At 74.2% G+C, this 26,696-nt stretch carries 24 protein-coding genes and 1 pseudogene; 11 read left to right on the top strand and 14 right to left on the bottom strand.

Features of this window, described 5'->3' with window-relative positions:
• Nucleotides 1-34: 34 nt before the first annotated feature.
• Together AB0N17_RS14045 and AB0N17_RS14040 are read right to left on the bottom strand one after the other, a co-directional pair.
• Nucleotides 35-1,060 carry a DNA topoisomerase IB gene (locus AB0N17_RS14045; RefSeq protein WP_366011643.1) on the bottom strand — a complete coding sequence of 342 codons (1,026 nt, stop codon included), beginning with the start codon at nucleotides 1,058-1,060 and terminating at the stop codon, nucleotides 35-37.
• A gap of 7 nt (nucleotides 1,061-1,067) precedes the next feature.
• Entirely contained in the window at nucleotides 1,068-1,856 is a 789-nt protein-coding gene (locus tag AB0N17_RS14040) for an SDR family oxidoreductase (RefSeq protein WP_366011532.1), read from the bottom strand.
• Nucleotides 1,857-2,042: 186 nt separating this feature from the next.
• On the opposite strand from AB0N17_RS14040, the gene AB0N17_RS14035 reads away from it, so the two are divergent.
• Both AB0N17_RS14035 and AB0N17_RS14030 read left to right on the top strand, forming a co-directional pair.
• Nucleotides 2,043-3,083, top strand: coding sequence for a PHP domain-containing protein (locus AB0N17_RS14035; protein ID WP_366011531.1), 1,041 nt, complete (start codon nucleotides 2,043-2,045; stop codon nucleotides 3,081-3,083).
• Nucleotides 3,084-3,126: 43 nt separating this feature from the next.
• Entirely contained in the window at nucleotides 3,127-3,783 is a 657-nt protein-coding gene (locus tag AB0N17_RS14030) for an HAD family hydrolase (RefSeq protein ID WP_366011529.1), read from the top strand.
• 285 nt (nucleotides 3,784-4,068) lie between these two features.
• On the opposite strand, the gene AB0N17_RS14025 is transcribed toward AB0N17_RS14030, so the two are convergent.
• Nucleotides 4,069-4,947, bottom strand: a complete 879-nt coding sequence (locus AB0N17_RS14025; RefSeq protein WP_366011528.1) for an alpha/beta hydrolase — start codon at nucleotides 4,945-4,947, stop codon at nucleotides 4,069-4,071.
• A 231-nt stretch (nucleotides 4,948-5,178) separates the two neighbouring features.
• Between AB0N17_RS14025 and AB0N17_RS14020 the strand changes: the two genes are divergently transcribed.
• Together AB0N17_RS14020 and AB0N17_RS14015 are read left to right on the top strand one after the other, a co-directional pair.
• On the top strand, nucleotides 5,179-6,210 hold the full coding sequence (locus AB0N17_RS14020; RefSeq protein WP_366011527.1) for an SDR family oxidoreductase: 1,032 nt from the start codon (nucleotides 5,179-5,181) through the stop codon (nucleotides 6,208-6,210).
• A 56-nt stretch (nucleotides 6,211-6,266) separates the two neighbouring features.
• On the top strand, nucleotides 6,267-6,497 hold the full coding sequence (locus AB0N17_RS14015; protein ID WP_366011526.1) for a hypothetical protein: 231 nt from the start codon (nucleotides 6,267-6,269) through the stop codon (nucleotides 6,495-6,497).
• A gap of 404 nt (nucleotides 6,498-6,901) precedes the next feature.
• On the opposite strand, the gene AB0N17_RS14010 is transcribed toward AB0N17_RS14015, so the two are convergent.
• Together AB0N17_RS14010 and AB0N17_RS14005 are read right to left on the bottom strand one after the other, a co-directional pair.
• On the bottom strand, nucleotides 6,902-8,191 hold the full coding sequence (locus AB0N17_RS14010) for an ROK family protein (protein WP_366011524.1): 1,290 nt from the start codon (nucleotides 8,189-8,191) through the stop codon (nucleotides 6,902-6,904).
• Between the two features lie 182 nt (nucleotides 8,192-8,373).
• Nucleotides 8,374-11,553, bottom strand: coding sequence for a cytochrome P450 (locus AB0N17_RS14005; protein ID WP_366011523.1), 3,180 nt, complete (start codon nucleotides 11,551-11,553; stop codon nucleotides 8,374-8,376).
• A 222-nt stretch (nucleotides 11,554-11,775) separates the two neighbouring features.
• On the opposite strand from AB0N17_RS14005, the gene AB0N17_RS14000 reads away from it, so the two are divergent.
• Nucleotides 11,776-12,420 (top strand): LuxR C-terminal-related transcriptional regulator, encoded by a 645-nt coding sequence (locus tag AB0N17_RS14000; RefSeq protein WP_366011522.1) that lies wholly within the window; start codon nucleotides 11,776-11,778, stop codon nucleotides 12,418-12,420.
• A gap of 82 nt (nucleotides 12,421-12,502) precedes the next feature.
• Here the strand turns inward: AB0N17_RS14000 and AB0N17_RS13995 are convergent.
• A pseudogene (locus AB0N17_RS13995) lies at nucleotides 12,503-12,748 on the bottom strand (DUF3626 domain-containing protein); the annotation flags it as partial.
• Nucleotides 12,749-12,797: 49 nt separating this feature from the next.
• Here AB0N17_RS13995 and AB0N17_RS13990 point away from each other — a divergent pair.
• From AB0N17_RS13990 to AB0N17_RS13975, 4 genes are all read left to right on the top strand, one after another.
• Nucleotides 12,798-13,292, top strand: a complete 495-nt coding sequence (locus AB0N17_RS13990; protein WP_366011520.1) for an FBP domain-containing protein — start codon at nucleotides 12,798-12,800, stop codon at nucleotides 13,290-13,292.
• A 93-nt stretch (nucleotides 13,293-13,385) separates the two neighbouring features.
• Nucleotides 13,386-14,639 (top strand): aromatic acid exporter family protein, encoded by a 1,254-nt coding sequence (locus tag AB0N17_RS13985; RefSeq protein ID WP_366011519.1) that lies wholly within the window; start codon nucleotides 13,386-13,388, stop codon nucleotides 14,637-14,639.
• A 96-nt stretch (nucleotides 14,640-14,735) separates the two neighbouring features.
• Entirely contained in the window at nucleotides 14,736-15,821 is a 1,086-nt protein-coding gene (locus AB0N17_RS13980; protein ID WP_366011518.1) for a hypothetical protein, read from the top strand.
• A gap of 192 nt (nucleotides 15,822-16,013) precedes the next feature.
• Nucleotides 16,014-17,129, top strand: coding sequence for a lactonase family protein (locus tag AB0N17_RS13975; RefSeq protein ID WP_366011642.1), 1,116 nt, complete (start codon nucleotides 16,014-16,016; stop codon nucleotides 17,127-17,129).
• On the opposite strand, the gene AB0N17_RS13970 is transcribed toward AB0N17_RS13975, so the two are convergent.
• Together AB0N17_RS13970 and AB0N17_RS13965 are read right to left on the bottom strand one after the other, a co-directional pair.
• Nucleotides 17,097-17,822: a DUF2470 domain-containing protein gene (locus tag AB0N17_RS13970; RefSeq protein WP_366011516.1), complete on the bottom strand. Its 726-nt coding sequence runs from the start codon at nucleotides 17,820-17,822 to the stop codon at nucleotides 17,097-17,099. The genes AB0N17_RS13975 and AB0N17_RS13970 overlap by 33 nt on opposite strands.
• An 80-nt stretch (nucleotides 17,823-17,902) precedes the next feature.
• Nucleotides 17,903-18,508: a TetR/AcrR family transcriptional regulator gene (locus AB0N17_RS13965; RefSeq protein ID WP_366011514.1), complete on the bottom strand. Its 606-nt coding sequence runs from the start codon at nucleotides 18,506-18,508 to the stop codon at nucleotides 17,903-17,905.
• A gap of 120 nt (nucleotides 18,509-18,628) precedes the next feature.
• On the opposite strand from AB0N17_RS13965, the gene AB0N17_RS13960 reads away from it, so the two are divergent.
• On the top strand, nucleotides 18,629-20,278 hold the full coding sequence (locus AB0N17_RS13960) for a cytochrome P450 (RefSeq protein ID WP_366011513.1): 1,650 nt from the start codon (nucleotides 18,629-18,631) through the stop codon (nucleotides 20,276-20,278).
• On the opposite strand, the gene AB0N17_RS13955 is transcribed toward AB0N17_RS13960, so the two are convergent.
• Nucleotides 20,240-21,100: a pentapeptide repeat-containing protein gene (locus AB0N17_RS13955; protein ID WP_366011512.1), complete on the bottom strand. Its 861-nt coding sequence runs from the start codon at nucleotides 21,098-21,100 to the stop codon at nucleotides 20,240-20,242. The two genes, AB0N17_RS13960 and AB0N17_RS13955, sit on opposite strands and share 39 nt — an antisense overlap.
• Nucleotides 21,101-21,297: 197 nt before the next feature.
• Here AB0N17_RS13955 and AB0N17_RS13950 point away from each other — a divergent pair, with 197 nt between their 5' ends.
• Entirely contained in the window at nucleotides 21,298-22,449 is a 1,152-nt protein-coding gene (locus AB0N17_RS13950) for a glutathione-independent formaldehyde dehydrogenase (RefSeq protein ID WP_366011511.1), read from the top strand.
• Nucleotides 22,450-22,551: 102 nt separating this feature from the next.
• On the opposite strand, the gene AB0N17_RS13945 is transcribed toward AB0N17_RS13950, so the two are convergent.
• The 5 genes from AB0N17_RS13945 to rhaS form a co-directional block, all read right to left on the bottom strand.
• Nucleotides 22,552-23,853, bottom strand: coding sequence for an alpha/beta fold hydrolase (locus AB0N17_RS13945; protein WP_366011510.1), 1,302 nt, complete (start codon nucleotides 23,851-23,853; stop codon nucleotides 22,552-22,554).
• A gap of 132 nt (nucleotides 23,854-23,985) precedes the next feature.
• Entirely contained in the window at nucleotides 23,986-25,011 is a 1,026-nt protein-coding gene (locus tag AB0N17_RS13940) for a LacI family DNA-binding transcriptional regulator (RefSeq protein WP_366011509.1), read from the bottom strand.
• 53 nt (nucleotides 25,012-25,064) lie between these two features.
• Entirely contained in the window at nucleotides 25,065-25,244 is a 180-nt protein-coding gene (locus AB0N17_RS13935; protein ID WP_366011508.1) for a hypothetical protein, read from the bottom strand.
• A gap of 26 nt (nucleotides 25,245-25,270) precedes the next feature.
• Nucleotides 25,271-25,591, bottom strand: a complete 321-nt coding sequence (locus tag AB0N17_RS13930; protein WP_366011507.1) for an L-rhamnose mutarotase — start codon at nucleotides 25,589-25,591, stop codon at nucleotides 25,271-25,273.
• A 17-nt stretch (nucleotides 25,592-25,608) separates the two neighbouring features.
• Nucleotides 25,609-26,688, bottom strand: a complete 1,080-nt coding sequence (rhaS, locus tag AB0N17_RS13925; RefSeq protein ID WP_366011506.1) for a rhamnose ABC transporter substrate-binding protein — start codon at nucleotides 26,686-26,688, stop codon at nucleotides 25,609-25,611.
• Nucleotides 26,689-26,696: the final 8 nt, after the last annotated feature.

Genomic DNA, 26,696 nt, shown 5'->3' with positions numbered 1-26,696 from the left:
CAATCGAGCGTAGAACGCAACCCGCGCCGGCGGGTCATCCGCCGGTACCGTCCAGAAGATCGAGAACCGCCGCCTCGACCGCTCCCTGCGTGGCGGGGCGCCCGAAGTCCCCGTGTTCGCCCAGCCGGGTGAGCACGGGGGCTATGGTCACGTCCTGCTCGAACAGCTCGAAGACCTTCGGGTCGATGTAGGAGGACCGGCATACCGCCGGGGTGTTGCCCAGGTAGTGGCTGACCTCGCGGACGGCGCGGGCGGTCTGCCGGCGCCGGGCCGCCGCGCTCGTCCGGGCGCCTTTCGCGGTCACGGCGACGGCCACCGCGGCGAGGACGGTGGCGTGCCAGGTACGGAAGTCCTTGGCGGTGACATCGGTGCCGGACAGCCGGCGCAGCGCCTCGTTGAGGTCGTCCCCGTGCAGCTCGTGCCAGGCGCCCCGCTCATGGAAGACGAGGAACCTGTCGCCGCCGCGCGGGCGCCGCAGCAGGGCGCGGGTGACGGCCCGCACCTGGTCGTCGACCACGGCGCGCACCGTCTCGACCCCGCCCTTGGCCGGAAAGCTGAACGCGATCTCGTCGCGGCGGCAGGTGACGTGCTCCCGCAGCATGGTCGTCAGGCCGTACGTCCGGCTGGTGCGGGTGTGCCGGTCGCTGCCGATGCGGAAGAAGCCGAGGTCGAGCAGGCGGACCGCGCACGCGGTGACCCGGGGCCGGCTCAGCCCGCGCCCCGCCAGGTCGGCGGCCACCTCGGCGCGCAGCTCGGGCAGGGCCCGCGCGACCTGCCGCACGTGCGCGTGCTTGGCCTTGTCCTGCTCCGCCCGGAACTGCTCGTGGTACAGGTACTGGCGGCGCCCGGCGTCGTCCGTGCCCACGGCCTGGAGATGGCCGCCCGGCCAGGGGCAGATCCACACGTCGCGCCAGGCGGGCGGGATGGCCAGGGCGCGGATCCGGGCGAGCTGCCCGGGATCGGTGAGGGGCTCGCCGGTGTCGTCGGCGTAGCGGAAGCCCCGGCCGCAGCGCAGGCGGGTGTAGCCGGGGTCGTCGCAGGAGCTGGTCCGCAGGCGCACGGTCACCTCACGGACGGCGCCAGTCGTCGCCGGTCAGGTGCGAACCGGCCTGTGGGCCCATCCGCAGCATGCCGCCGTCGACGCTCCAGGAGGCGCCGGTGACGTACGAGGCGTCCGGGCTCGCCAGGAAGGCGATCACGGCGGCGACCTCCCGGGCGTCACCGGGCCGCCCGAGCGGCACACCGGGCCGCCGCTCGGTGTGCACGTCGGTGTCCTCCTGGCCGGTCATCGGCGTGGCGATCTCGCCCGGCGCGACCGCGTTCACGGTGATGCCGTGCTCGGCGAGTTCCAGGGCCATCACCTGGGTGAGCAGCCCGAGGCCGCCCTTGGCCGCGCAGTACGGGGCCGCGCCGACCCGGGGCTGGTGCTCGTGGACGGAGGTGACGTTGACGATCCGGCCGCCGTCGCCCTGCCGGATCATGTGCCGGGCCGCCCGCTGTCCGCACAGGAACGGGCCGACGAGATCGACGTCGAGGACCCGGCGCACGTCCGCCAGGGTCAGGTCGAGGTAGGGGGTCATGGTGCCCGTACCGGCGTTGTTGACCAGGACGTCGATGCGGCCGAGGGCGTCGCCCAGCTCGTCCACGGTGTCGGCCGCCTCGGGCAGCCGGGTGAGGTCGAGCCGGGCCACGACGGCGCGTCGGCCCTTCGCGCGGACCTCCTCCGCCGTCTCCTCGGCGCCCTTCTCGTCGGTGTGCCAGGTGATGCCGACGTCGAGACCCGCCTCGGCCAGACGGACGGCGGTGGCGCGGCCGATGCCGGAGTCCGCCCCGGTGACGATCGCTGCGCTGGGCATGGGCGGCCTCCCTCGTTGACGGTGGGCATCGCAGTACCCGGGGGCAAGGTGGGCAAACCGGACCCGTGTGCGTGCGGGGCACCGTCGCGGGCCCGGGGTGCGCGGTGGCCTGTCGCGCCCACGCGGCGGAGCCGCACACCGGCGCTCCCCGCGCCCCCGGGGGGCGCCTCGTGCGACCTTGGTCGCATGGATCCCGTGGCTGCCCTGGACCGGATCGCCTTCCTGCTGGAGCGGGCGCTCGCGCCCACCTATCGGGTGAAGGCCTTTCGTACGGCCTCTCGCACGCTGGCCGCGCTGCCCGAGGGGGAGATCGCCGAGCGCGCGGCGGCGGGGACGCTGGAGTCGCTCAAGGGGGTCGGGCCCAAGACCGCGCAGGTGGTGCGGGAGGCGCTGGCCGGGGAGGTGCCCGGGTATCTGCGCAAGCTGGAGGAGGAGGCCGGCGCGGCACCCGCCACGGGTCCCGGGGCGACGCTGCGGGCGCTGATCCGGGGCGACTGTCACACCCACTCGGACTGGTCCGACGGGGGCAGCCCGATCGAGGAGATGGGGCGGGCCGCGGCCGGGCTGGGCCATGAGTGGACGGTGCTCACCGACCATTCCCCGCGGCTGACCGTGGCCCGCGGGCTGTCGCCGGAGCGGTTGCGGGAGCAGCTGGAGGTGGTGGCGGAGCTGAACGCGCGCTGGGCGCCGTTCCGGCTGCTCACCGGCATCGAGTGCGACATCCTCGACGACGGCTCGCTGGACCAGGAACCACAGCTGCTCGAGCGGCTGGACGTGGTCGTGGTGTCCGTGCACTCCAAGCTGCGGATGGACGCCCGCTCGATGACCCGCCGGATGGTGGCCGCCGTGCGTGATCCGCACGCCGATGTGCTGGGGCACTGCACCGGGCGTCTGGTGACCGGGCGGGGGCGGCCGGAGTCGGAGTTCGACCCGGACGAGGTGTTCGCCGCCTGCGCCGAGTCGGGGACGGTCGTGGAGATCAACAGCCGGCCCGAACGGCTGGACCCGCCGCGCCGGCTGCTGCGCGCGGCCGTGGACGCGGGGGTGCTGTTCGCGGTCGACACCGACGCGCACGCGCCCGGCCAGCTGGACTGGCAGATCCTCGGCTGCGCCCGCGCGGAGGAGTGCGGGGTGCCGCCCGAGCGGGTGGTGACCACCTGGTCCGCCGACGAACTGCTGGCCTGGACGCGGGAGGGCCGGGTCCCGGCACGCGTGGCGGATGCCTGACGTGGTACCCGGAGCGCAGCGAGAGCAAGGAGAGGAACCCCGCATGGACCGTGCCGCCGTGTTCGACGTCGACGGAACCCTCGTCGACACCAATCACCTGCATGTCGTGACCTGGTGGGAGGCGTTCCGGCAGGCCGGGCACGAGGTGCCCATGCACGCCGTGCACCGGGCCGTCGGCCTCGGCTCGTCCGACCTGATCGCCCACCTGCTCGGCGACGACCGCGACCGGGGGCGGGACGACGAGCTGAGCCAGGCCCACACGACGCTGTACGGCCAGTACTTCGACCGGCTGCCCGCCCTGCCGGGGGCCGGCCGGCTGCTGCGGCGGCTGCACCGGGACGGCTGGACGGTCGTCCTCGCCACCTCGGCGAGCGGTCCGGAGCTGGGCGCGCTGCGCCGGGCGATCGACGCGGACGACGCCATCGCGGCCACCGCGAGCGCCGACGACGTCGAGGAGGGCAAGCCCGCCCCGGAGCCGGTGGAGCACGCCCTGGAACTGGCCGGGGTGCCGGCCTCGCGGGCGGTGTTCGTCGGGGACACGGTGTGGGACATGCGGGCCGGGAGCAAGGCCGGGGTGCGCTGCCTGGGCGTGCTGTGCGGCGGGATTCCGCGGGCGGACCTGGAGGAGGCCGGGGCGGAGGCGGTGTACGCCGATCCCGCCGACCTGCTGGCGCGGCTCGAGGGGAGTCCGCTGGGCTGAGCCCGTGCCGGGGTGATGCGGGTCACGTGACCTGCCGGAACACCCGGAGGTGGTTGCCCGTTGAACCAACCGTGGGTGCGGATGGGACAGTGTCCCCGGGCCTCACCATCTGCCCACAGGGACGATCGTCCGGCTGAAGCCCTGTGGAGCGTCTCGCCGAGAGGCGACCGCCATCCGTGCCCACCCCCTGGCCGCCCCGGTCGTGAATCCCCCGTCACGGCCGGGGCTCTCATGTGTTCGGCGGGCGTCCGCGGCGGCTGATCAGCGGGTGTCCGCCGCGGCTGTTCAGCGGGCGTCCGTCGCGGCGCCGACGGGCTCGCCCGCCGGGGCCCGGCCGGTGTCGAGGAACTCCCTGAGGTCCGCCGTGAGCAGTTCCGCGTGCGTGGCGAACAGGCCGTGTCCGCCGTTCTCGTACACCTTCAGCGTGGCCCGCGGCGCGAGCCGGGCGAGGCGCTCCCCGGTGAGGGCGAGGGGGGCGGACGTGTCGTGGGTGCCGTGCACGACGAGCACCGGCAGGTCCAGCGCGGGCAGCTCGTCGGCGATGTCGAGGGCGGCCACGACGGCCCGGACGCCGGTCGCGGCGCGCGGTGTGGCGACCATGCAGCGGTCGATCAGGTGCCGGACGTAGGCCGTGGAGACGTCGTTGCCGGGCTGCCGGACGGCGAAGAAGTCGTCGGCGAAGTGGGTGAACCAGGCGGCCCGGTCGCGGCGGAAGACCTCCTCGTCGGCGCGTACGAGCGCGGGGTCGATGCCCTCCGGCAGATTCGGCGAACGCACGAGACCGGGGCTGACCCCGGCGACCAGGGCGACCCGGTCCACGCGCGCGCTGCCGTGCCGGGTGAGGCAGCGGATCACCTCGGCGGTGCCGACGGAGTGCCCGATCAGGGTGATCCCGCGCAGGTCGAGGTGGTCGAACAGGCCGTTCAGGTCGTCGGCGAGGGTGTCGAGGTCGTAGCCGGACCAGGTGTCCTCCGAGCGTCCGTGGCCGCGCCGGTCCAGGGCCACGCACCGGAATCCGGCCTCCGCGAGCGGCAGCGTCTGGTACTCCCACATCTCGTGGCCGAGGTAGGCGCTCGCGACGAAGACGGCGACGGGGCCGGTCGCGGGACCGTGGTCGACGTAGTGCAGACGGGTGCCGTCGACCGGGCTCTCGTAGTACGGCATGGGGGCCTCCTCGGCTGTCCTGACCGGGTGCGACGTGCTCCGTCGCGCTGACGTCACCGATACTCCCCGGGGCCGGGGCGCGGGTCGATTACCTGCCACGTCATGGCCGTCGGGCGCGGAGGCCCTGCGGGCGTTGGGCCGATGGTGTGGGGCGGGTCCCGGCCGGGTGTGTGCGGGGCACGCCCGGGTACCCGGCCGTCCGCCGGAGCCTGACGCCGAGAGGAGCCGAAGGTGAGCACTGCAGCGGGCAGCAGGGTGGTCGTGACGGGCGCCACCGGCAATGTCGGGACGAGCGTGGTGCGCCTGCTCTCGGAGGACCCCGGGATCAAGTCGGTGCGGGGACTGGCCCGGCGGACGCCGGCGTGGTCGCCGCCGAAGACCGAGTGGTCCGCGGCCGACATCTCCTCCGAACAGGCGAACCTGGCCGAGCGGTTCGAGGGTGCCGACGCCGTCGTCCACCTGGCCTGGGCGTTCCAGCCGACGCACGATCCGGCGACCACCTGGCGGACCAACGTGCTCGGCGGCATAAGGGTGTTCGAGGCGGTGGCCGCGGCCCGGGTGCCGGTGCTGGTGCACGCCTCCTCCGTGGGCACGTACTCGCCGGGCCCGAAGGACCGCCCGGTGGACGAGTCGTGGCCGACGCACGGCTGGCCGGACGCCGCCTACTGCCGGGAGAAGGCCTACCTGGAGCGCACGCTCGACGTCTTCGAGCGCGACCACCCCGAGGTGCGCGTGGTCCGGATGCGCCCGGCGTTCCTGTTCAAGTGGGAGTCGGCGAGCGAGCAACGCCGGATCTTCGGCGGGAAGTTCCTGCCCGGACCCCTGGCCCGCCCCGACCTGCTGCCGTTCCTGCCGGACGTCCCCGGCCTCAGGGTGCAGGCGCTGCACACGGACGACGCCGCCGAGGCCTACCGGCTGGCGGTGCACTCGGACTCCGCCCGGGGCCCCTTCAACCTGGCCGCCGATCCGCCGCTGGACGCCGGGGTCCTCGCCGAGCTGCTCGGCAGCCGTCCGGTGCGGCTGCCGCGTACGGCGGCGCGGTCGGCGATCGCCGCGGCCTGGGGACTGCACCTGCTGCCCGCCTCCCCGCACCTGTTCGACGCGGTGCTGCGCCTGCCGCTGATGGACTGCGGCCGGGCCCGCACCGAGCTGGGCTGGCAGCCCCGGTACACGGCGACCGAGGTGCTGCAGGAGTTCCTGAACGGCCTGCAGAAGGGCGGCGGGATGGACACCGAACCGATGCGCGGCCGGAAGGTCGGCTGAGCCGGCCCGCCCGGGCCTTCGCCCGGAGGACCGGAGGAAGGAGAGGAGAAAGCGCCATGACCGCCAAGAGGCAGCCCGATCCCGGCCCGGTCCCGCGGGACCCGCCCGATCAGCAGGCGGGGGCCGCGGAGGACCGGTGGGACGTCGCGCCGCAGCAGGCGGGCGACGAGACCGGGGCCGACGCGGACGCGCCCGATCCCGACGAGGCCGGTGCCGGCCCTCGCGGCGCGCCCCGCTCGGGGACGGCCCACCCCGAGCATCCGGCACCGGACGAGCCGTCGGCCTGAGCGAGCGGCCTGAGCCGCCGGGCCAAGTCGTCGGCGTGAGCAGGCGGCCTGAGCGGGCGGGCCCGAGTCGTCAGCCTGAGTCGCCGGCCTGAGCAGGCGGCCTGAGCAGGCGGCCTGAGCAGGCGGCCTGAGCGGGCGGCCTGAGCGGGCGGCCTAAGACGTCAGCCCGAACAGACGACCCGAGACGCCGACCCAAACAGACGGCCTGCGCGGGCGGGCCCGAGTGGTCAGCCGCAGTCGTCGGCCTGAGGAGACGGCCTGAGCAGGCGGCCTAAGACGCCAGCCCGAACAGACGGCCTGAGCAGGCGGCCTAAGGCGCCAGCCCGAACAGACGGCCTGAGCGGGCGGCCTAAGCCGTCCGTTCGAGCAGACGGCCCGAGACGCCGGCCCGAGCGGGCGGCCGCTCAGCGTGGGCTGCGCTCCTGGAGTGCGGCCCGCCAGGCGGGCAGCCGGTCCTCGGCGGCCGGTTCGGGGCGCCGTCCACCGCTCGCGAAGAAGTCGGCCAGCGGCAGGATCGCGGCGCCGACGGTGACCGCGTCGGGTCCGAGCCGGCCCAGGTCGATGGTCACCCGGTCGGCCGGGTGGCGCAGCGCGTACGTCGCCGCGTGGCGGCGCACGGCGGGCAGGAACCGGGTGCCGAGCTGGAGCCCGGCCCAGCCGCCGATGAGGATCCGCTCGGGCTGGAAGAGGTTGATCAGGTCGGACAGCCCGGCGCCCAGGTACTCGGCGGTCTCCTCCAGCACGGCGAGCGCGACCGGGTCGGGCGCGGTGCCTTCGGGCGGGTAGGCGGCGGCGAGCATGGCGGTGAGCGCGGTCTCCTCGTCGGCGTTCGAGGGCGGCCGGCCACCCTCCTCCCGCCAGCGGGCGAGCAGCGACTCGGCACCGGCGTAGGCCTCCAGGCAGCCGGGCGCCCCACAGCGGCAGCGGCGCCCGCGGACCCGCACCGTCAGGTGCCCCCACTCCACGGCCCGGCCGTGCTCCACCTCGGGGGTGACCAGGCAGGCCCCGACGCCGGAGCCGAACAGCACGACCACGGCGTTGCGCGCGCCGCGCCCCGCGCCGAACCACATCTCGGCCTGCCCCAGCGTCTTGGCGCCGTTGTCGATGAAGTAGCGGACCGACTCGGGCAGGGGTGAGGTGGAGCGGAGCAGCCGCTCCAACGGGACCGCGTCCCAGCCGATGGTCTGCCCGTGCACGACGGCGCCCCGGTCGGGCGTGTGCTCGACGATGCCCGGGACGCCGACTCCGACGCCGAGCAGCCGCTCGGGTGCGGCGCCCTCGGCGGAGAGGACCTCGGCGACGCCGTCGCGGATGTGACCGGCGATGACGTCGACGTCGTAGCCCTGCGCGGCCAACGGGCGCTCGGTGCGGGCGAGTTCGGTGAGGGCCAGGTCGAACAGCTCGACGCGGACGCGGGTCTCGCCGACGTCGACGCCGATCATCTGGCCGCTGTGCGGTGCGACGCGCAGCAGGGTGCGGGGCCGGCCGCCGTCGGAGTCGACGCTGCCGGCCTCCTCGACCAGGCCGTCGGCGACCAGGTCCGCGACCACGTTGCTGACCGAGCCGGAGCTCAGCCCGGTCGCGGGACCCAGCTCGAAGCGGCTGAGCGGGCCGTCGAAGTACAGCCGCTGCAGCACCGCCGTGCGGTTGCCCCGCCTCAGATCACGGACCGTACGCCCGTTGCGCGCCGCCATGTGGCTCCCTTCACGAACCCTGCCCGACCTGCAACATACCCCTTCGGGCAGCGGGAAGGCGACATTTTTCCAACCCTTAGTTCACGCTGTGAGCTAAGAGGTGAGGCACTCGGCGGTGTCCGGTCGGCACCGCCGAGCGCCCATCGTGCCCCCTCCTCGCATGCGGGTCGGCCCGCCGCGTGTCAGCCCGCCGCGTACACGTCCTCGACGTAACGGCCGTCCGCCACCAGCGAGTCGAGCCAGCGCGCCGCGGTCGCCTCGTCACTCGCGGTGCGTCCCCGGTACAGGGTACGGAACGCCTCGCGGACGCCGGGCGCCATGCGGGCGCCGTCGCCGCAGACGTACACCCGGGCGCCGGCGTCCAGCAGCTCCCACACCTCGTCGGCCTCGGCGGCGATGCGGTGCTGGACGAAGTGGGCGCCGTTCTCGGGGGCCTCGCTGAAGGCCGGGCGCAGCGCGACCGCGCCGGCCTCCTCGGCGGCGCTCAGCTCGGCGGCGTGCAGGAAGTCGGCGCCGGGCGCGTCGCACCCGAAGTAGAACAGGGCGGGCGGGAGTTCGGCGCCGGCGCGCAGGGCCTCGACCCGGTCGGCGACGGTGCCGCGGAACGGGGCGAGGCCGGTGCCCGCGGCGACCATCACCACCGGTGCCGAGCCGTCGACCCGGAAGGCGTCGCGGCAGGGCTGCACGCGGGCGTACACGGTGTCGCCGGGCCGCAGGGCGGCGAGGTGGCCGGAGCCCGTGCCCCGGTAGCGGCCCCTGCCGGAGCGGGCGGGCGCGTCGAGGACGGAGACCATGAGGTCCACGTGGCGCGGGCTCGCCGCCGGGGACGAGGAGACCGAGTAGTGCCGGGGCTTGAGCGGGGTCAGCAGGTCGAGCAGGTGCGGCCAGTCCAGGGCGCCGCGCAGGGCGGGGTGGTCCTCGGCCAGCTCCAGCAGGGTGCGCGGGTCGTCGTCGGTCAGGGCGGCGAGGGCGGCGCGCTCGGGCGGGCACGGGTCGGCCTCGGCGAGCAGGGCGCGCTGCCGGGCGGTGGGCCGCTCCTGCACCTCGACGTGGTGGGTGAGCAGTTCCCGCACCGTGAGCGGCCGGTCGACAGCGAGGCCCTCGCGGCGCGGGCGGGTGGCCCGGATGTCCAGGACGGCGTCGGGGTCGAGACCGAACGCGGCGACGGCACGGTCCACCGCGTCGGGAGCGTTGGCGGGCAGCACGGTCAGGTGGTCGGCGGTGCGGTAGGTGACGCCCTCGGGCAGGGCGACGCGCAGGAACCGCTTGGTGCGCGGGTGGCCGGGCGCGGTGAGGTCGCGGGCCTCGGTGACCGTCATCGGGACCAGCTCGTGCCGTTCGGCGAGGGCGTCCAGCGGACCGCCGCTCAGGGTGCGGACCTCGTAGCCGTGGGCGGGTTCGTCGGCCGGGGCGCCCTGTGCGGCGCCGGGGTCGCCGTACTCCGTCAGCAGTGCCGTGCGCAGCCGGTCCGTGAAGTCCCGCACGGTGCCGCTCAGGTCGCCGGAGGCGTCGGCGGCGGCGCGGGCGGTGAGCCGGGTCGCGCCGAGTTCGGCGAGGCGGGCGTCGATGCGGGTGGGGACCTGCTGGTAGGTGGCGGCCCAGTTGCGGTCGCCGACGCCGAGGACGGCGTACGTCACGCCGGTCAGGTCGGGGGTGCCGTCCAGCCAGGCCGTGAAGGCGCGGGCGTCGTCGGTGGGGCGGCCGTTGTAGGAGGCGGCGCAGATGACGACGGGCCGGTCGGTGGGCAGTCCGTCCGCGTAGGCGTCCAGGGCGGCGACCTCGGTGGCGCAGCCGGCGGCGGCGGCCTCGTCGGCGAGCTGGGCGGCGAAGGCCCGGCAGGTGCCGTAGTTGCTGCCGTGCAGGAGGAGCGCGCCGGTGCCGGGCAGGACCCGGGCCGGGAGGGTGTCCGGTGCGGAGCTCCGGCCGGCCCGTGCGGGGGCGGCGCCGGGCAGCGGGGTGTGGACGCGGTCGGCGGCGGTGCGCGGGGTGAGGGTGAGGGTGAAGCCCTCGGGCTTGAGGGTGAGGGTCTCCTTGATGTCGAGCCGGTAGCCGGCGTGGTCGTGCAGCCGGTAGCGGTGCACCAGCATGGCGAGCAGCATGGTCGCCTCGTGCAGGGCGAACTGCCTTCCGATGCAGGCGCGTTCACCGGTGCCGAACGGCTTGAAGGCGTGCACCGGGCGGGCCGCCTCGGCCTCGGCGGTGAACCGCTCGGGGTCGAACAGCTCCGGGTTGTCGCCCCACACCGGCCGGCGGTGCAGCATCGGCGCGAGCACGGTGACGGCCTGTCCGGCGCGCATCGGGATCCGGCCGCCGAGCAGCGTGTCCTCGCGGGCGTGCCGGCTGAACGCGGCGGCCGTCGGCCACAGCCGCAGCGCCTCGTTGAGGACCTGGCGGGTGTAGGTGAGCCGGCCGATGTCGTCGTACGACGGTTCCGGGTCGGCCGCGTCGCCCCACAGCGCGTCGGCCTCGCGCTGCACCAGCCGCAGCACGGACGGGTGCTTGGCGAGGTAGTACAGGGCGAACGACATCGCGCCGGAGGTGGTCTCGTGGCCGGCGATCAGGAAGGTGATGACCTGGTTGCGGATGTTGGCCGCGTCCAGGGTGGTGCCGTCGGCCGGGTGGGGCGCGCTGAGCATCAGCCCGAGCAGGTCCGTGGCGCCGCTCTGGTCGGTGCCGGTGCGGGCGGCGATCACGTCGTCGACGACACCCGCGAGATGGTCGGCGTCCGTCCGGAAGGCCGCGTCGGCCGCCGTGTGGTCCTGGCCCGGGGTGCGGGCCAGCCGGGTCATGCTCCACTCCAGGCAGCGGACCATCGACTCCACGAAGGGGTGCGGCTCGGCCCGCTCGAACGAGCCGAAGTCGTAGCCGAACCCGGCGAGCCCGATGGTGTCGAGGGTCATCCGCGTCATGTCGTCCGGGACCTCGACCGGCCGCCCGTCGCGGGCCGCGCGGTCCCAGGAGCCGATGAGGCGGCGGGCCACCTGGAGCATCACCGGGTGGTAGGTGCGCATCGAGCCGAGCGCGAAGGCGGGCATCAGGATGTCGTGCGCCTTGGCCCAGTTGGGCTCGTCGTTGTACGCCGTGAACAGTCCGTCGGCGGTGAAGGCGCGGACGTTCTCCAGCGCGGGTCCGACGTGCTTGGCGAACCGCTCCTCGTCGGCCAGGTCGGCGACCAGGTCCGCGTCGGCGACGAACAGGACGTCCCGTCCGTGGAACCGGCGTACGAGCACCGGGCCGTGAGCCCGCATCAGCTCCATGACCTGCTGGATGGGGGTACGGCCGGGACCGGTGGCGGTGATGTCGACGACGGGGACGCCGGGCAGGGTTCCGGCCGGGCCGGGGTGCAGTGCGGTGGGGGACATGGCGCGACAACTGCCTTTCGCGGTAACGGGGTACTCGCGGTAACCGAGTACTTGTCCCAGGGTGGTCCGCTCCCCGGGGGACACCGGCCGCGCGCACTACACGATCCTGCAGTCAAAAGTCGGCCGGAGGACTTGCGCACCGCCGCCGAGTTGTCGCTGACCTGGGTCTTCGTCTTGGATGAAGGGGCGCGCGGATCGGGTCGGACCTGACGGAGGTGGGGCGTGGACATGGGCCGGGGCGACGCCGTGGTCTGGCGCAACCGCGCCATGACCCTCTTCGACCGGGTCTCGGTGCCGGTCGCGGTGTGCGACGTGTACGGGCAGGTGGTGCTGGCGAATCCCGCGATGGCCGCGGAGGTCGGTACGACGCCGGGGCGGCTGCGGGAACGGGACGTGCTGGAGCTGTTCCGGCCGCAGGAGGCCGGCCAGGTGGAGCGGATCGCCGAGGCGCTGCGGCTGCGGCGCCGCTCGCGGTACCAGGTGTCGGTGCGCTGGGAGGCGCCCGGCGGGATCGGGCGGTACGGGGAGCTGACGGCGGACCCGGTGAGCGACAGCGTGGAGGAGACACCGGCACTGCTGGTGATGCTCCGGGTGCGGGGCGAGTGCGCCGCCCCGCAGGAGGCCGTGCCGGTGCCGGTCACGCCCGCGGAGGCGCGGGTGCTGGCGCTGCTGGCCGGGGGTGCCACGACGGCGCGGGCCGCCCGGGACCTGGGGCTGACGGTGGACGGCGTGAACTATCACCTGCGCCGCCTGTCGACCCGCTGGAACGCGTCCAACCGCACGGAACTGGTGGCCCGCGCCTACGCCCTGGGCATCCTCACCCCCGGCACATGGCCCCCACAACCGAGGCCGCCGGAGCCGCAGTAGCCGCAGTAGCCGAGCGTGCCCGCATGTCCGGCCCGGAACCGAGCGGGACCGGCCCCGCGCAGGGGAACCGGCCGAGGACGAACGGGGCCGCGCCGGCCACCCGGCGCCGGAAGTCCGGCGCGCCGTACACCGGCCGCTCCCCCGGGTCCGCGTCGTCGTACGCGCCGCCGAAGACGCGGCTCTGCCGGCGCGTCCGGTCGCCTCCGGGGTGGGCGGTGGGGCCGCCGTCGCTCGTGCCGGTGACGTACTGCGAGTGGTACGCGCCGTCCCGGGTCAGTGCCTGGGAAATCCATTGGCCCACCCTCCCTCGGCTACTTAGGCTAGCCATGAACCTAGACCCCCTAGGTTATGGCGACGGATCCGGAAGGACCCCCCTCATGAGATCGCTCACCGAGCAGGACATCCGCAACTCCTTCGTGAACTGCTCCAAGGGGGAGGCCAAGCGCCTGGCGGTCCCGCGCGACCTCGACGAGCGCCCCTGGGACGATCTGGACTTCCTCGGCTGGCGCGATCCCGGCGCCCCCGACCGCAGTTACCTGGTAACCGAGCGGGACGGCCGGCTCGTCGGCATCACCCTGCGCTTCCCGGCCGCGCAGCGCGGATTCCTGCACCGGAGCATGTGCTCGCTCTGCCTGACCACGCATCCCGGCGGCGGTGTGTCGCTCATGACGGCGAGGAAGGCGGGGGCCGCGGGCCGTGAGGGCAACTCGGTGGGCCTGTACATGTGCACGGACCTGGCGTGTTCGCTGTACGTACGGGGCCGGAAGGTGCCCGAGTCGGGCGGGCGGTTCGAGGAGAGCCTGACCCTGGAGGAGCAGATCGCCCGGACGGCGGCCAACCTGTCCTCCTTCGTCTACAAGCTCTACGCCTGACGCCGCCCGTGCCCGGCCGGTCGCGGCCGTGACGTCCCGTCCTCCCTCTTCCAGCACGTTCGACGCACCCGAGGAACGGGAACAGGCGAAAGGATGCACGACGTACGGAAGTGGACCACGGGACTGCTGCGCCTGCTGGAGCGTCGCCGGAAGCCGGTGGTCGTCCAGACGCTGCGGTCGGCCGCCGCGGCGACGGTCGCCTATGTGATCGCGCTGCGGCTGAGCCCCGAGCCGGCCCCGCTGACCGCACCGCTGACCGCCCTGCTGGTCGTCCAGGTGACCTTCTACGCCACCCTCACCAACGGCATCCGCCGGGTGAACTCGGTGGTGGCGGGTGTCCTGGTCGCCATCGCCTTCAGCGTGCTGGTGGGGCTGACCTGGTGGAGCCTGGCGCTGCTGATCGTGGCGTCGCTGGCCGTCGGCCATCTGGTGCGGGTCGACGAGTACGTGGCCGAGGTGGCGATCAGCGCCATGCTGGTGCTCGGGGTGACCACCATCGGTTTCACCGCGTGGGCGCGGATCGTGGAGACGCTGATCGGCGCGGTCGTCGGGACGGCCTGCAACCTGCTGCTGCCGCCGCCGGTCTGGGTGGACGAGGCGGGCCGGTCGATCGAGGACATGGCCCGCCGGGTGCGGCAGCTGATGCTGCGGATGGGCGAGGAGGCCGCCGGCCGGACCCCCTGGGAGCAGGCGGCCGAGCGGCTGCACGAGGCACGCCGGCTGGACCAGGACATCGCCCAGGTGGACGCGGTGCTGCGGCAGGCGGAGGACAGCCTGCGGCTGAATCCGCGGGTCAAGGAGGGACTGCTGCACCGGGTGGTGCTGCGCACCGGTCTGGACACGCTGGAGATCTGCACGGTGGTCCTGCGGGTGCTGGCCCGCTCGTTCACCGACCTGGCCAAGGCCCGCGGCTCCGAGGAGCTGTTCCCGCCGCCGGCCGGGGAGACCGTGGAGCAGCTGCTGTCGGAGATCGCCGACGCGATCGTGAGCTTCGCCGTCCTGGTGACCACGCATCTGAGTGAGAACGCCGAGTCCGCGGAGGCGCGGCTGACGGCCGAGCTGCACACCGCGGCCGGCACCCGGGACCGGCTGGCCGAGCTGCTGCGCGAGGAGATCGGCAAGGACTGGGCGAACTGGCAGCTGCTGGGCGCGGTGCTGACCGAGACGACCCGGATCATCGACGAGATGAACACCGAGCACCGCACCCGCAGGCTGCTGGAGGAGCTGGACCGGGTTTCGCGGGAGCAGCGGGAGAAGCTGCCGCGGATGACCCGGCTGCGGGAGCGGCTCGGCGTCCAGGAGGAGCTGTGGCGGAACCGTGCGGGGTTCGGCGAGCGTTCTCTGTGAGGGCGGTGCCGGGCGGGACCCGGTGCGGCGCATGCCGGACGGGCTCGGTGCGAAGGGTGCCGGGACGAGCCGGCGCGGAGAGCGAGGGGCGACCGGATGGCCGGTTCCGGGGTGAGGGTCGACGGGAACACGCTGCGGCTGCCGGGCGGGGTGGCGGTGCGGTTCATCCGCACGCTGCGGCTGCCGGAGACGGGCACGCATCCGCTGCCGCCGGGGCTGGGCGAGTTCCCGGTCCGGCGGGTCGAGGACTACGCGGACACCGTCCCTCAGGCGTGGCGGGCGCGCGGTGGCGTGATGCTCCCGGTGTACCTGCGCGAGGCGATGTGGCTGAGCTTCTCGGGTTCGAGGGAGCCGGCCGCGCTGCAGGTCGGGGTCGGCAAGGTGTGCGCGGTGTCCGGCCGGCCGTGGAGCGGCCGTCTCGCCCGGGGCCCGCAGAACTACGTCGTGATACCCCGGCAGCCCTGGCTGGACGGCATCAATTCCGGCACGGGCACGGTCCGCCAGTTCGTCGCCGTGCCGCTGGGCCTGGGCGCGACGGTGGAGGGGCAGGTCACCGGCGAGGAGGTGTGGGGCGGGGTGCAGCTGCAGTCGTTCCCGCTGAAGGAACCGCTTCTCACCGAGTGGCGGCGCCGCGAGCGGGAGCGGGAGGAGGCGCGGCGAAGGGCCCTGTCGGCCGGGCCGGCGGCCGGGTACGGCGCGCCGATGATGGCGTCGGCGCCGGGCGGGCCCCCGCCCGCGATGCCGGCCGCCCCGGGCGCGGCGGGTCCGCCGCGGGCCGGCGGTGCGGCGCCCCGGCCCGCCGCGGCGATGGGACTGGGCGTCGGCGGCTCGATGCGGCAGGAGGTCTACCGGGACGACCGGCCGCTGACGGACTGGTCGGAGCAGCCCGCGGGGCGGGTGTTCGTGCACCTGGTCACCCCGCCGGAGTGGCGCCGGATCACCGGCGAGGCGCCGCCGCCGTCCCCGGTGGACCGGGCGGCGTACACGCGGGCGGGCCTGCCCTGGTACGACTACTACGACGCCGACGCCGCGGACCTCGCCCCGGCGGACACCCTGCAGGCGGTCAAGCCGGTGGGCGACTGGCTCGGGGACGACCTGGACCCGTGGCAGGCGCCGTCCCCCGGCCAGGTCGCCCCGCTGAAGGACGCGCCGGGCAAGCCGGTCGAGGACGGGGAGTGGTGATTCCCGTCGCGTTTCGTGCCCCGCCCGGTGCCGCGCTTGCCCGCGGTGACCGGGCCGGGTCAGGGTGGCTGTCACGACCGGGGCGGCCCACGCCCTGAGGTGCGGCACGGACACGAGAGGCACGGGGTGCGCGAAGGCTGGAGCAGGCGCCGGTTCGTCGGGGCCGTGGCGGGCGCGGCGGCCGTGCTGGTGATGCCGTCCCCGGCGGCCCCGCCGGCGGACCGGCGGGCGGACCCCGCACCGGCCGCCGGGCGGCGGCCGGCCTCCGGCCCGCCGCCCGGGCCCCGCCCGCTGTACATCGGCACGTACACCTCGGTCGCCGGCGGCGGCTCCGGTATCGGGCTGGCCACGTACGACCCGGAGTCCGGTCGCGTCACCGGGTCCGGCACGCTCCCCGGCGTGCCCGACCCGTCGTATCTCGCCGTCCATCCCGACGGGCGCACGCTGTACGCGGTGGACGAGCGCCAGGACGGCGGGCTGACGGCCGTACGCCTCGCGGACCGGCGGGTGCTAGGCACCCGGGACAGCGGCGGCGCGGGCCCCTGCCACCTGTCGGTGCATCCCTCCGGCCGCTGGCTGCTGAGCGCCGACTACGGCTCCGGGAGTGTCGCGGTGCACCCGATCGACGCCTCGGGCGCCCTGGGCGAGCGCGCCGACCTGGTCACGCACACCTCGCCCGCGCCCGGCCCGGGGCAGCAGGGCCCGCACGCCCACCAGTTCCTCACCGGCCCGGACGGCGGGCACGTCCTCGCCGTGGACCTCGGCACCGACACCGTCTACAGCTACCGCCTCGACCAGGCGAAGGGCACACTGACGGAGGTGGCGCAGGCGCACACCCGGCCCGGTGCGGGCCCCCGCCATCTGACCTTCCACCCGGACGGCCGCCACGCGTACCTGGCCAACGAGGTGAACGACACGGTCGCCGTGTGCGCCTACGACCCGCGGACCGGCCGCCTGACGGTCGGCGAGCCGCAGGCCACCGGGTCGAGCGGCGGCACCAACTACCCGGCGCAGTTCCTGGTGACGGCGAACGGCCGGTACGCGTTCCTGGCCAACCGGGGTCACAACAGCCTGGCGCGGTACGCCGTCGAGGGCGGCGGCGCCCGGCTGCGGCTGCTCGGCACGGTGCCGGTCGGCGGGGACTTCCCGCGGCAGATCGCCTTCTCGCCCGACGGCGGGCTGCTGTTCGCGGCGAACCAGCGCTCCGGGACGGTCACCGTCTTCCACGTCGACGCGGACCGGGGTGAACTGCTCCGGGCGGGCGAGCCCTTCGCGTCACCCGTCGCCGTCTGCGCGCTGCCGCTGTAGCGCGCGGGGGCAGACGGCGGCGCTCGCCTGGTTCAGCAGGGCGTGCATCCGCTCGGTGAGCTGGGTGACGTCGTCGGCGGGCGTGTGGAAGGTCAGCCGTACGTCGCCGTGGGCGCGGGTGCGCTCGATGCGCAGGGTCAGTCCGTGCCGGTCGACGGCGAGGGGCACCACCCGGGTCACGGCGTGCAGGCTCTCCGGCCGCACCAGACGGGTGAGCCGCTCGACGGCGTCCGGGTGGGCGTCGGCGAGGTGGGTGAGCAGGCCGGCCTCGGCGCCGGCGAGCGGGTCGGGGCGGGCGGCGGTGAACTCGTCGGGGTCGACGACGACGGCCCCGGAGGGCCGGCGCAGCACGACCCGGGTGGGGCGCAGGCGCAGGGAGTCTCCGGACGGGACGAGCCGGCCGGACAGCCACAGCCGGGCGCGGATCCGGTGGCGCACCGGGACGGGGGCCACGTCGGCGAACTCCAGCACGGCGGAGGGCTCCTGGCGCGGGGCGCACAGGCTCGCCGCCCACAGGGCGCTGTCGCCGGGGACGCCGAGCACCACCTCGCCGTCGTCGGTCACGGTGTGCGCGCCGACGTACTCCTCGCGGGCGCCGTCCGCGGTCACCGCGCACGACCACGCGGTGGCCGTCACCGACCGGGCCCGTTCCGCCGCGCCGGGGGCGGCCGTCCAGTCCTGCGTGTCACCCATCCCGAGACCTCCTTAGGTAAGCCTTGCCTAACCTATCGAAGATCGGGGCGCACGCCAACCACGCCTCCCGGCGCGGGGAGTCATCCGATGACGCCCAGCAGCGCCCGCGCGCACAGGTCGCGCACCTGCTCCCGGCTCAGCTCCCCGTCCCGCAGCCACTCCAGGCAGACGGCGGTGGTGAAGGCGAGCCAGCCGCGCACGGCCAGCCGGACCTGCGGGCCGCGTCCGGCGGCCGGCCCGAACTCGGGATCGGCCGCGAGCGCGGCGAGGATCTGCCGCTCCTGGGCGGCGAGCGCCCGCCGGTAGACCCGGCGCACGGCCTGGTCGCCGGCCGCGTCCGCGCGATGGAAGGCACGGAAGCCGTGGGCGTGTGCCTGGACGTAGCCGAGGTAGGCGTCGAGGCCGGCGGTGAGCTGCTCGCGCACCGGCGTCCCGGGCACGGCCGCCGTCATGCGCAGCATCCGCTCGCTCTCGCGCTCCACGACCGCGGCGAAGAAGTCCCGCTTGTTCGGGAAGTAGTGGTAGAGCAACCCCCGGGAGACCCCGGCGATCTCGGCGACCTGCTCGATCCACACGTCGTCGTACGGGCTCTCCGAGAACAGCCTGGCCCCGACCGACAGCAGCTGCTCACGGCGCTCCCCGGTACTGAGTCTGCGCCGGGCGCGCTCCCCCTGGTTCGCGGGCATGGCGTCACTTTACTTGACGCGAGTTCAACAAGCGGCCCACACTGAAACACGTTATTGAACTCACGTACAACACGCACGTCACGGGATGAACTGCTCGCTGGATCAAGGGAGATCGGCGTCATGGCTCAGACGACGGAGACCACGGGGACGGGCCTGCCGAAGGGTTTCCGCAGCGCCGAGCGGGGCTGGCCGGAGCTCCACCGCATCCCGCATCCGCCGCACCGGCTCCCGTTGCTCGGCGATGTGATCGGCGCCGACCGGCGCACGCCGCTGCAGGACTCCATGCGCTTCGCACGCGACCTGGGGCCGGTCTTCCGGCGGCGGGCGTTCGGCAAGGAGTTCGTGTTCGTCTGGGGATCGCGGCTGGTCGCCGACCTCGCCGACGAGTCCCGGTTCGCCAAGCACGTCGGGCTCGGCGTGGCCAATCTGCGGCCCGTGGCCGGGGACGGGCTGTTCACCGCCTACAACCACGAGCCGAACTGGCAGCTGGCGCACGACGTCCTGGCACCCGGCTTCAGCCGCGAGGCCATGGAGGGCTACCACGGCATGATGCTGGCGGTCGCCGGCCGGCTGACCGACCACTGGGACCGGGAGGCGGCGGCCGGGCGCACGGTCGACGTGCCCGGCGACATGACGAAGCTGACCCTGGAGACGATCGCGCGCACCGGGTTCGGCCACGACTTCGGCTCCTTCGAACGCGACCGGCCGCACCCCTTCGTCACCGCCATGGTCGGCACGCTCAGCTACGCCCAGCGCCTGAACAGCGTGCCCGGCGCGCTGGCCCCGCTGCTGCTGCGCGCCGCCGCCCGGCGCAACGCGGCCGACATGGCCCACCTCGACCGCACGGTCGACGACCTGGTCGCGGCCCGGCGCCGGTCCGGCGGCGGTGACGGCGACATGCTGGACCGGATGCTGCAGACGGCCCACCCGGAGACCGGCGAGAAGCTGTCGGCCCACAACGTCCGCAAGCAGGTGATCACCTTCCTGGTGGCCGGCCACGAGACCACTTCGGGCGCGCTCTCCTTCGCCCTGTACTACCTGGCCCGGCACCCCGAGATCGCCGCCCGGGCCCGCGCCGAGGTGGACCGCGTCTGGGGCGACGCCGCGCAGCCCGGCTACGACCAGGTCGCCAAGCTGCGCTACCTGCGCCGGGTGCTCGACGAGTCGCTGCGGCTGTGGCCGACCGCGCCGGCGTTCGCCCGGGAGGCACGGCACGACACCGTGCTCGCCGGGGAGCACCCGATGCGCCGGGGCGCCTGGGCGCTGGTGCTGACGCCGATGCTGCACCGGGACCCGGAGGCCTGGGGCGAGGACACCGAGCGGTTCGACCCGGACCGGTTCGAGGCGGCGGCCGTACGGGCCCGCCCGCCGCACACCTTCAAGCCCTTCGGCACCGGCGCCCGGGCCTGCATCGGCCGCCAGTTCGCCCTGCACGAGGCCACCCTGGTCCTCGGCCTGCTGCTCCGCCGCTACGACCTGCACGCCGACCCCGGCTACCGGCTGAGCGTGACGGAACGGCTGACGGTGATGCCGCAGGGGCTGCGGCTGGGGCTGGAGCGGAGGGCGGCACCGCTGAACGGGGCCGGCGCGGAGCACCCCGAGGGGGCACGGGGCAGCACCGGATCCGCGGCTGCCGCCGCGAGGGCGCGACCGGCCACGACGGACCGGCAGGCGAACGACGGCACCGCACGGCGCACGCCCACCGCGGCGACGACCGCCGGGCGCTCGGCGTCAGCCGGCCGCTGCCCAGTGCACCGGCCGGCCGACTGACCCGGGCAGCTTCGTACCCGCGCTGCCCCGCGCGGCGTTCACCTGCGGCTGGGTGAGGAAGAACGCCCCGGTCAGGTCCGCATCGGTCAGGTCGGCGTCACGCAGGTCGGCGCCGATCATGTCCGCGCCCCGCAGATCGGCACCGGTGAGGTCGGCGGCGATCAGACAGGCGCCGCGCAGGCTCGCCCCGCGCAGGTCGGCACCCTTCAGCCGGGCCCCGACGAGGTCCGCGCCCCGGTGGTCCTTGCCCTTGCCCCTCCCCTTGCCCTTGCCGCCGGTGCCGGCAACGGCGGCGGCGCGGGCCAGCTCGCTGACGCGCAGCAGGAGCACGTTGACCTCCTGCCGGTGTGCGGCCACGTCCAGCGCGGCCAGCTCCTCGGGGGTCTGCCGGGTGAGCCGTTCGGTCTCCTCCAGCGCCCGCCGCAGGTCGGGGTGGACCGGACGGGCGGCCGGCAGTCCCAGCGCCTCCGTCAGGTACCACAGCAGCTCGTGCAGCTGCCGTACGACCGGGAAGACGTCGAACATCCGTCGCGCCCGGTCCTGCGGCCCCGTCCGCCAGTCCTGCCCGCCGAAGGTGACCTGCGAGACCTTCTGCCCGGCACCGAAGCAGTCGTAGACCGTGCAGCCGGTGAAGCCCTTCGTGCGCAGCTCGGCGTGGACACCGCAGCGGTGGTCGCCCCGGAGGTTGGGGCACGGCTTGCCGGCCGGCTTGTCGAGCGCGAAGTCGGCGGAGCGGGCGAAGGGCAGGGCGACACAGCAGAGCCCGAAGCAGCGCGCGCAGTCCCCGCGCAGCTCCGGAAGGCCGGCTATCTGATCTGGCATGCACACAGCCTACTGGGGACGTCTCACCGGAAAACCGACAGTTGCGGCCCCTGCCCGACGGGCGTTACCTGGAAGTACCGGCGGTGAAGCGCGCAGGGGGTCACGGCACGGGCCGAGGCCCACGCCTCCCTGTGCTCCCGCGGGCCATCGGCGCTCCTCGCCGCCATCGTCCAGCGCTCGACGCGGAGGTGACAGAGGTGAAAGCCGTCGTCTACGAGAAGCCTTTCAGTGTGACGGTGCGGGACGTCGACGATCCGCAGATCCAGCACCCCAACGATGTGCTGGTACGCGTCACGTCGTCCGCCATCTGCGGATCCGACCTGCATATGTACGAGGGCCGCACGGCGGCCGAGTCCGGCATCGTCTTCGGGCACGAGAACCTCGGCATCATCGAGGAGGTCGGCCCCGGGGTGGCCTCCCTGTCCCAGGGGGACCGCGTGGTCATGCCGTTCAACGTGGCCTGCGGGTTCTGCAAGAACTGCCTCGCCGGGAAGACCGGCTTCTGCCTCACGGTCAATCCGGGCTTCGCCGGCGGAGCCTACGGCTACGTCGCCATGGGCCCGTACAAGGGCGGTCAGGCAGAGCTGCTGCGGGTGCCGTTCGCCGACTTCAACTGTCTGAAGCTGCCGCCGGGCGAGGAGTTCGAGACCGACTTCGTGCTGCTCGCCGACATCTTCCCGACCGGCTACCACGGCTGCGAACTCGCCCAGGTCTCCCCCGGCGAGAGCGTGGCCGTCTTCGGTGCCGGGCCCGTGGGGCTGATGGCCGCCTACTCCGCGCTGCTGCGCGGTGCGGCGAAGGTCTTCTCGGTCGACCGGGTGCCCGAGCGGCTCGCCAAGGCCGAGGAGATCGGGGCCATCCCCATCGACTTCACGCAGGGCGACCCGGCCGAGCAGATCAAGGAACAGACGAACGGAGAAGGGACCGACAAGGGCGTGGACGCCGTCGGCTACCAGGCCCAGGCGCACGACGCCAGCCACGAGGAACCCGCCATCGTGCTCAACGAGCTGGTCATGACGGTGCGCCCCACCGGCATGCTGGGCGTCCCCGGGCTGTACGTGCCGTCCGACCCGGGCGGGCCCGACGATCACGCCAAGCACGGCCAACTGCTGGTCTCCATCGGCAAGATGTTCGAAAAGGGCCAGCAGATGGGCACCGGCCAGTGCAACGTCAAGCGGTACAACCGCCAGCTGCGCGACATGATCATCGCGCGGCGGGCCAAGCCCAGCTTCGTGGTCTCCCACGAGCTGCCGCTGGACCAGGCCCCGCAGGCCTACGAGAAGTTCGACAAGCGGATCGAGGGCTACACCAAGGTGGTCCTGCACCCGGGTCACGCCCTGGCCGCGTGAGCCGTGTGAGCCGTGTGACCCGCGGACCCACGTGAGCCGCGCGCACCGCGCATGTCAGGGGTCCGGACGCCCGCGGGTGTCCGGACCCTCACACGTGCCGGGTCACACCTCGTCGCGGGTCATCGCCAGCAGCCGGTCCAGGACCCGGGGCGCGCCGGCGCGCAGGCCGTCGTGCTCGTACTCGTTGGTGACCCAGGGGCGCAGGCCGCGGACGGTGTGGGCGGTCTGCAGCGCGTGGGCGGTGTCGACGTACATGTCGTCGTGGTAGACGGCGGCGGCGACCGGCACCTCGTTGGCGGCGAGGCGTTCGGCGTCGTACAGCGGGCGCCAGTCGGCGCGGGCGGCGAGCAGCTCGGCCGTCTCGCGCAGCGGGCGCAGGGCCGGGTCGGAGTCGAACATCCAGGGGTGGACCGTCTCCCCGGTGAAGAGGACCGGTGCGTCGCCCGCGAGCGCCTTCGCCGCGTCGAACTGCGGGAACTCGGCCCGGACCCGCTCGGCGGCCCAGGCGGTGGGGCGCGTGTCCTGGCCGTAGATCGCCTCGTGGACGAGGGCGTAGAGGGGGTGGCCGGCGTACGACAGCAGGGACTGGGCCTGCTCCTGGAAGGCGTCGGACAGCTCGAGGCCGCCGGGCGTGCGGACGAAGGCGTCCTCCAGGAGGTGGTGCAGGCGGTGGCTGCCGTCGCTCGCGCCGAGCATCAGGCCGAGGGACTGGAAGGCCTCGACCGTGAAGCGGTAGCCGCCCGGCAGCACCACGTCGTGGGTGAGGAGGTGGTCGGCGATCCGGCGGACCCGCTCCACGTCCTGCGGGTAGCGGGCGTAGTGCGCGGTCACCTTGCGTTCGATGCGCGGGTAGGCGGCCCGGTAGACGTCGTCGGCGTGGGCGGTGAGGGAGGGCAGGCCGCCGGTGATCAGGGCCGTGTCCAGCCCCTCGGGGGCGAGGGAGAGGTACGACACCGTGCAGAAGCCGCCGAAGCTCTGGCCGAGCACGGTCCACGGGGCACCGCCGGTCACCTCGGGGCGGATGGCCTCGCAGTCGCGGACGATGGAGTCGGCCCGGAAGTGGGTGAGGTAGCCGGCCTGCTCGGCGGGGCCGCCGCGCAGCGGGAGGGTCTGCCGGGTGGCGGGCGTGGAGCTGCCGGTGCCGCGCTGGTCCAGCAGCAGGACGCGGTAGTCCTTCAGGGCCCGGTCCAGCCAGGCCTGACGTCCGACGAAACGATTCGCCCCGAAGCCGGGGCCGCCCTGCAGATACAGCAGCCAGGGCAGCTCCTGCCCGGCCTTGTCGCTCGCGACCGCCTCGCGGGCGTACAGCTCGATGGTCTCGCCGCCCGGGTCGGCGTGGTCGAGGGGCACGGTGAAGCGGCGGTCGGTGAGGATGACGCCGGGCTGGCGGTAGCTGAGGCTCAACGGGTCTCCCGGGACGGATGGGTCGGACGCGTCCCAGTTCAGCACATGACCGGGGGCGGTCCGCCCCCCGGGATCATGGATTGTTACTGAACTCCCGGTCAGCGCGGGACCGCGCACCCGCTGTACGGCGGTTCAGCGTGCGGCGAGGCTGGAGCGGCGCACCACCAGCTCCGGCTGGAGCACCACCCGGCGGTGCTCGTGCGCCGGCCCGCCCTCGCCCTGCTCGGTCTCCTCCAGCAGCAGTTCGGCGGCGAGGGCGCCCATGGTGACGGCGGGCTGGCGTACGGAGGTCAGCGGTACGGCGGCCGCCGCCGCGAACTCGATGTCGTCGTAGCCGACGATGGCGAGGTCGTCCGGGACGGTGACGCCGGCCGCGTACAAGGCCTGCAGGACACCGAGGGCGAGCAGGTCGTTGGCGCAGAACACGGCGGTGGGCCGGTCGGCGAGGCCGAGCAGACGGGCGCCCGCGTCCCGCCCGGCGGCCACGTCGAGGCGTTCGGTGGGCAGCTCGCGCAGTGCGTCCGGGCCGAGCCCGGCCTCGGCCAGGGCGTTCAGCGCGCCGGTGCGGCGGTCACGGACCTGGTTGAGGCCGGGCGGCCCGCTGACGTAGGCGATCGACCGGTGCCCGGCGTCCACCAGGTGCCGGACCGCGAGTGCCCCGCCGGCCACGTCGTCCACGGAGACCGAGCATTCGGTGGTGCCCTCGGCGACCCGGTCGACCAGCACGAACGGGATGTTGTGCCGGCGGAAGGCCGCGATGTTCCGGCCGCTGGCGTCGGCCGGGGTGAGCAGCACGCCGCGCACCCGCTGTTCGGCGAAGAGCGACAGGTAGTCGGCCTCCTCGCCGGCGTTCTGCGCGCTGTTGCAGACCATCACGCCGAGCCCGGCCTCCCGGGCCGCCCGCTCGGCGCCCCGGGCCACGTCGACGAAGAAGGGGTTGCCCATGTCGAGGACGAGCAGTCCCATGATCCGGCTGCGGCCCGCGCGCAGCTGCCGCGCGGACTCGCTGCGGACGTAGCCGAGCCGGTCGATCGCGGACAGCACCCGTGCCCGGGTCTCGCTGGCGACGGTGTCCGGGCGGTTGATGACGTTGGACACCGTGCCCACCGACACACCGGCGGCGCGGGCCACGTCCTTGATACCCACCGACTGGGCCATCGGGCTTCTGACCTCCAGGAAGACGAGGGGCGGCGGGGGCCTTCACACTACCGTCAGGCGGGCGGCGCGAAGTCGATCACGTGCGGGAGCGAAGGGGCCGTGCCGCTCGCCCCCTCCCGGTCGGTGCACCCGCGAGCCTTCGAGGCACCGGCGATGCGGCAGAGCGCGGCCGCGCAGGCGTCGTCGTGACGGTCCAGGACCGGCCTGGTGCGCCGGCCGGAGTCCGGCGGCACCGGGACGGCTCCGCCTCAGGCGGCGGTCATGGCAGGTGGAACACCTCCGTGAGCGGTTTCATGGCCTCGTCGGGCCGGGCGCCGTCCGGCGACTCGAAGAAGGGCGCCATCTCCGCCTGCCGGCGGGCGTTGACCTCCGTGGCCTCCATACCGGCCCGGGCGGCGGCGAAGTCCTCGGTCTCCAGATAGCCCACGAGCAGGCCGTCCTCGCGCAGGAACAGCGAGTAGTTGTGCCAGCCGGCCGCGCCGAGGGCGTCCAGCATCTCCGGCCACACGGCGGCATGCCGCGCACGGTACTCGTCGAGGCGGCCCGCCCGGACCCTCAGCAGGAAGCACACGCGCTGCATCAAGGACCCCCGCGCCACTAGAAGTCGAACCGGTCGATGTTCTTCGCGTCGAACACGGTCGGCTTGCCGAGGTTGATCACGCCGTCCTTGCCGAGGGTGTACGTCGTCCCGCCGGCCTTGAAGGTCTCCCCCTCCTTGCCGGTGATCTGCCCCGAGGCCAGCGCCACGGTGGTCCGCGCGGCCAGGTCGCCGAGCTTCGCCGGGTCCCACAGCTCGAAGGCGTCGACGGTGCCGTTCTTGACGTACGTGCGCATGTCGTCGGGGGTGCCGAGACCGGTCAGCTTGACCTTGCCCTTGTACTTCGACCCCGACAGGTACTGGGCGGCGGCCTTGATGCCGACGGTGGTCGGGGAGATGATCCCCTTCAGGTCCGGGTGTTCCTGGAGCAGTCCCTGGGTCTGCTGGAAGGACTGCTGGGCGTCGTCGTTGCCGTACGCGATCTTGACGAGCTCGACGTTCTTGTACTTGGGGTCCTTCAGCTCGTCCTTCATGTAGCCGATCCAGGTGTTCTGGTTGGTCGCGGTCTGCGCGGCGGACAGGATCGCGATCTCGCCCTTGTAGCCGATCTGCTGTGCGAGCAGCCGCACCTCGGTACGGCCCAGGTCCTCGGCGGACGCCTGCGAGACGAAGGCGTCGCGGCAGCCGGGGTTGGTGTCGGAGTCGTAGGTGACGACCTTGATGCCGTTCTTCATGGCCTGCTTGAGCGCGGTGCACAGGGCGCCGGGGTCCTGCGCGGAGACGGCGATGCCGTTCACCTGCTGCTGGGTGAGCGTGTTGACGTAACTCACCTGCCCGGCGGTGTCGGTGGCGCTGGACGGCCCCACCTCCTTGTACGCCGACCCGAGCGCGGTGAGCGCCTTCTCGCCGCCCTTGTCGGCGGTGGTGAAGTAGGGGTTGTTGACCTGCTTCGGCAGGAAGCCGACGGTCAGCCCCTTCTTGGTGGCGGCGTTCGGATCGGCCTTGCCGGCGGTGGCGGCCGGGCCGTTGTCGTCCTTGACGTCGTTCTTGGTGGTGCCGCCGCAGGCGGTGGCGGCGAGGGCGAGGGTGGTCACGGCGGCCAGGGCGGCACCGGCGCGGCGGAGGGATGACGTACGCATGGGAGGCG

It is taken from the genome of Streptomyces sp. NPDC051133 (assembly GCF_040682635.1).
Taxonomy (GTDB): domain Bacteria; phylum Actinomycetota; class Actinomycetes; order Streptomycetales; family Streptomycetaceae; genus Streptomyces.
This window is presented reverse-complemented; position numbering and strand designations above follow the sequence as displayed.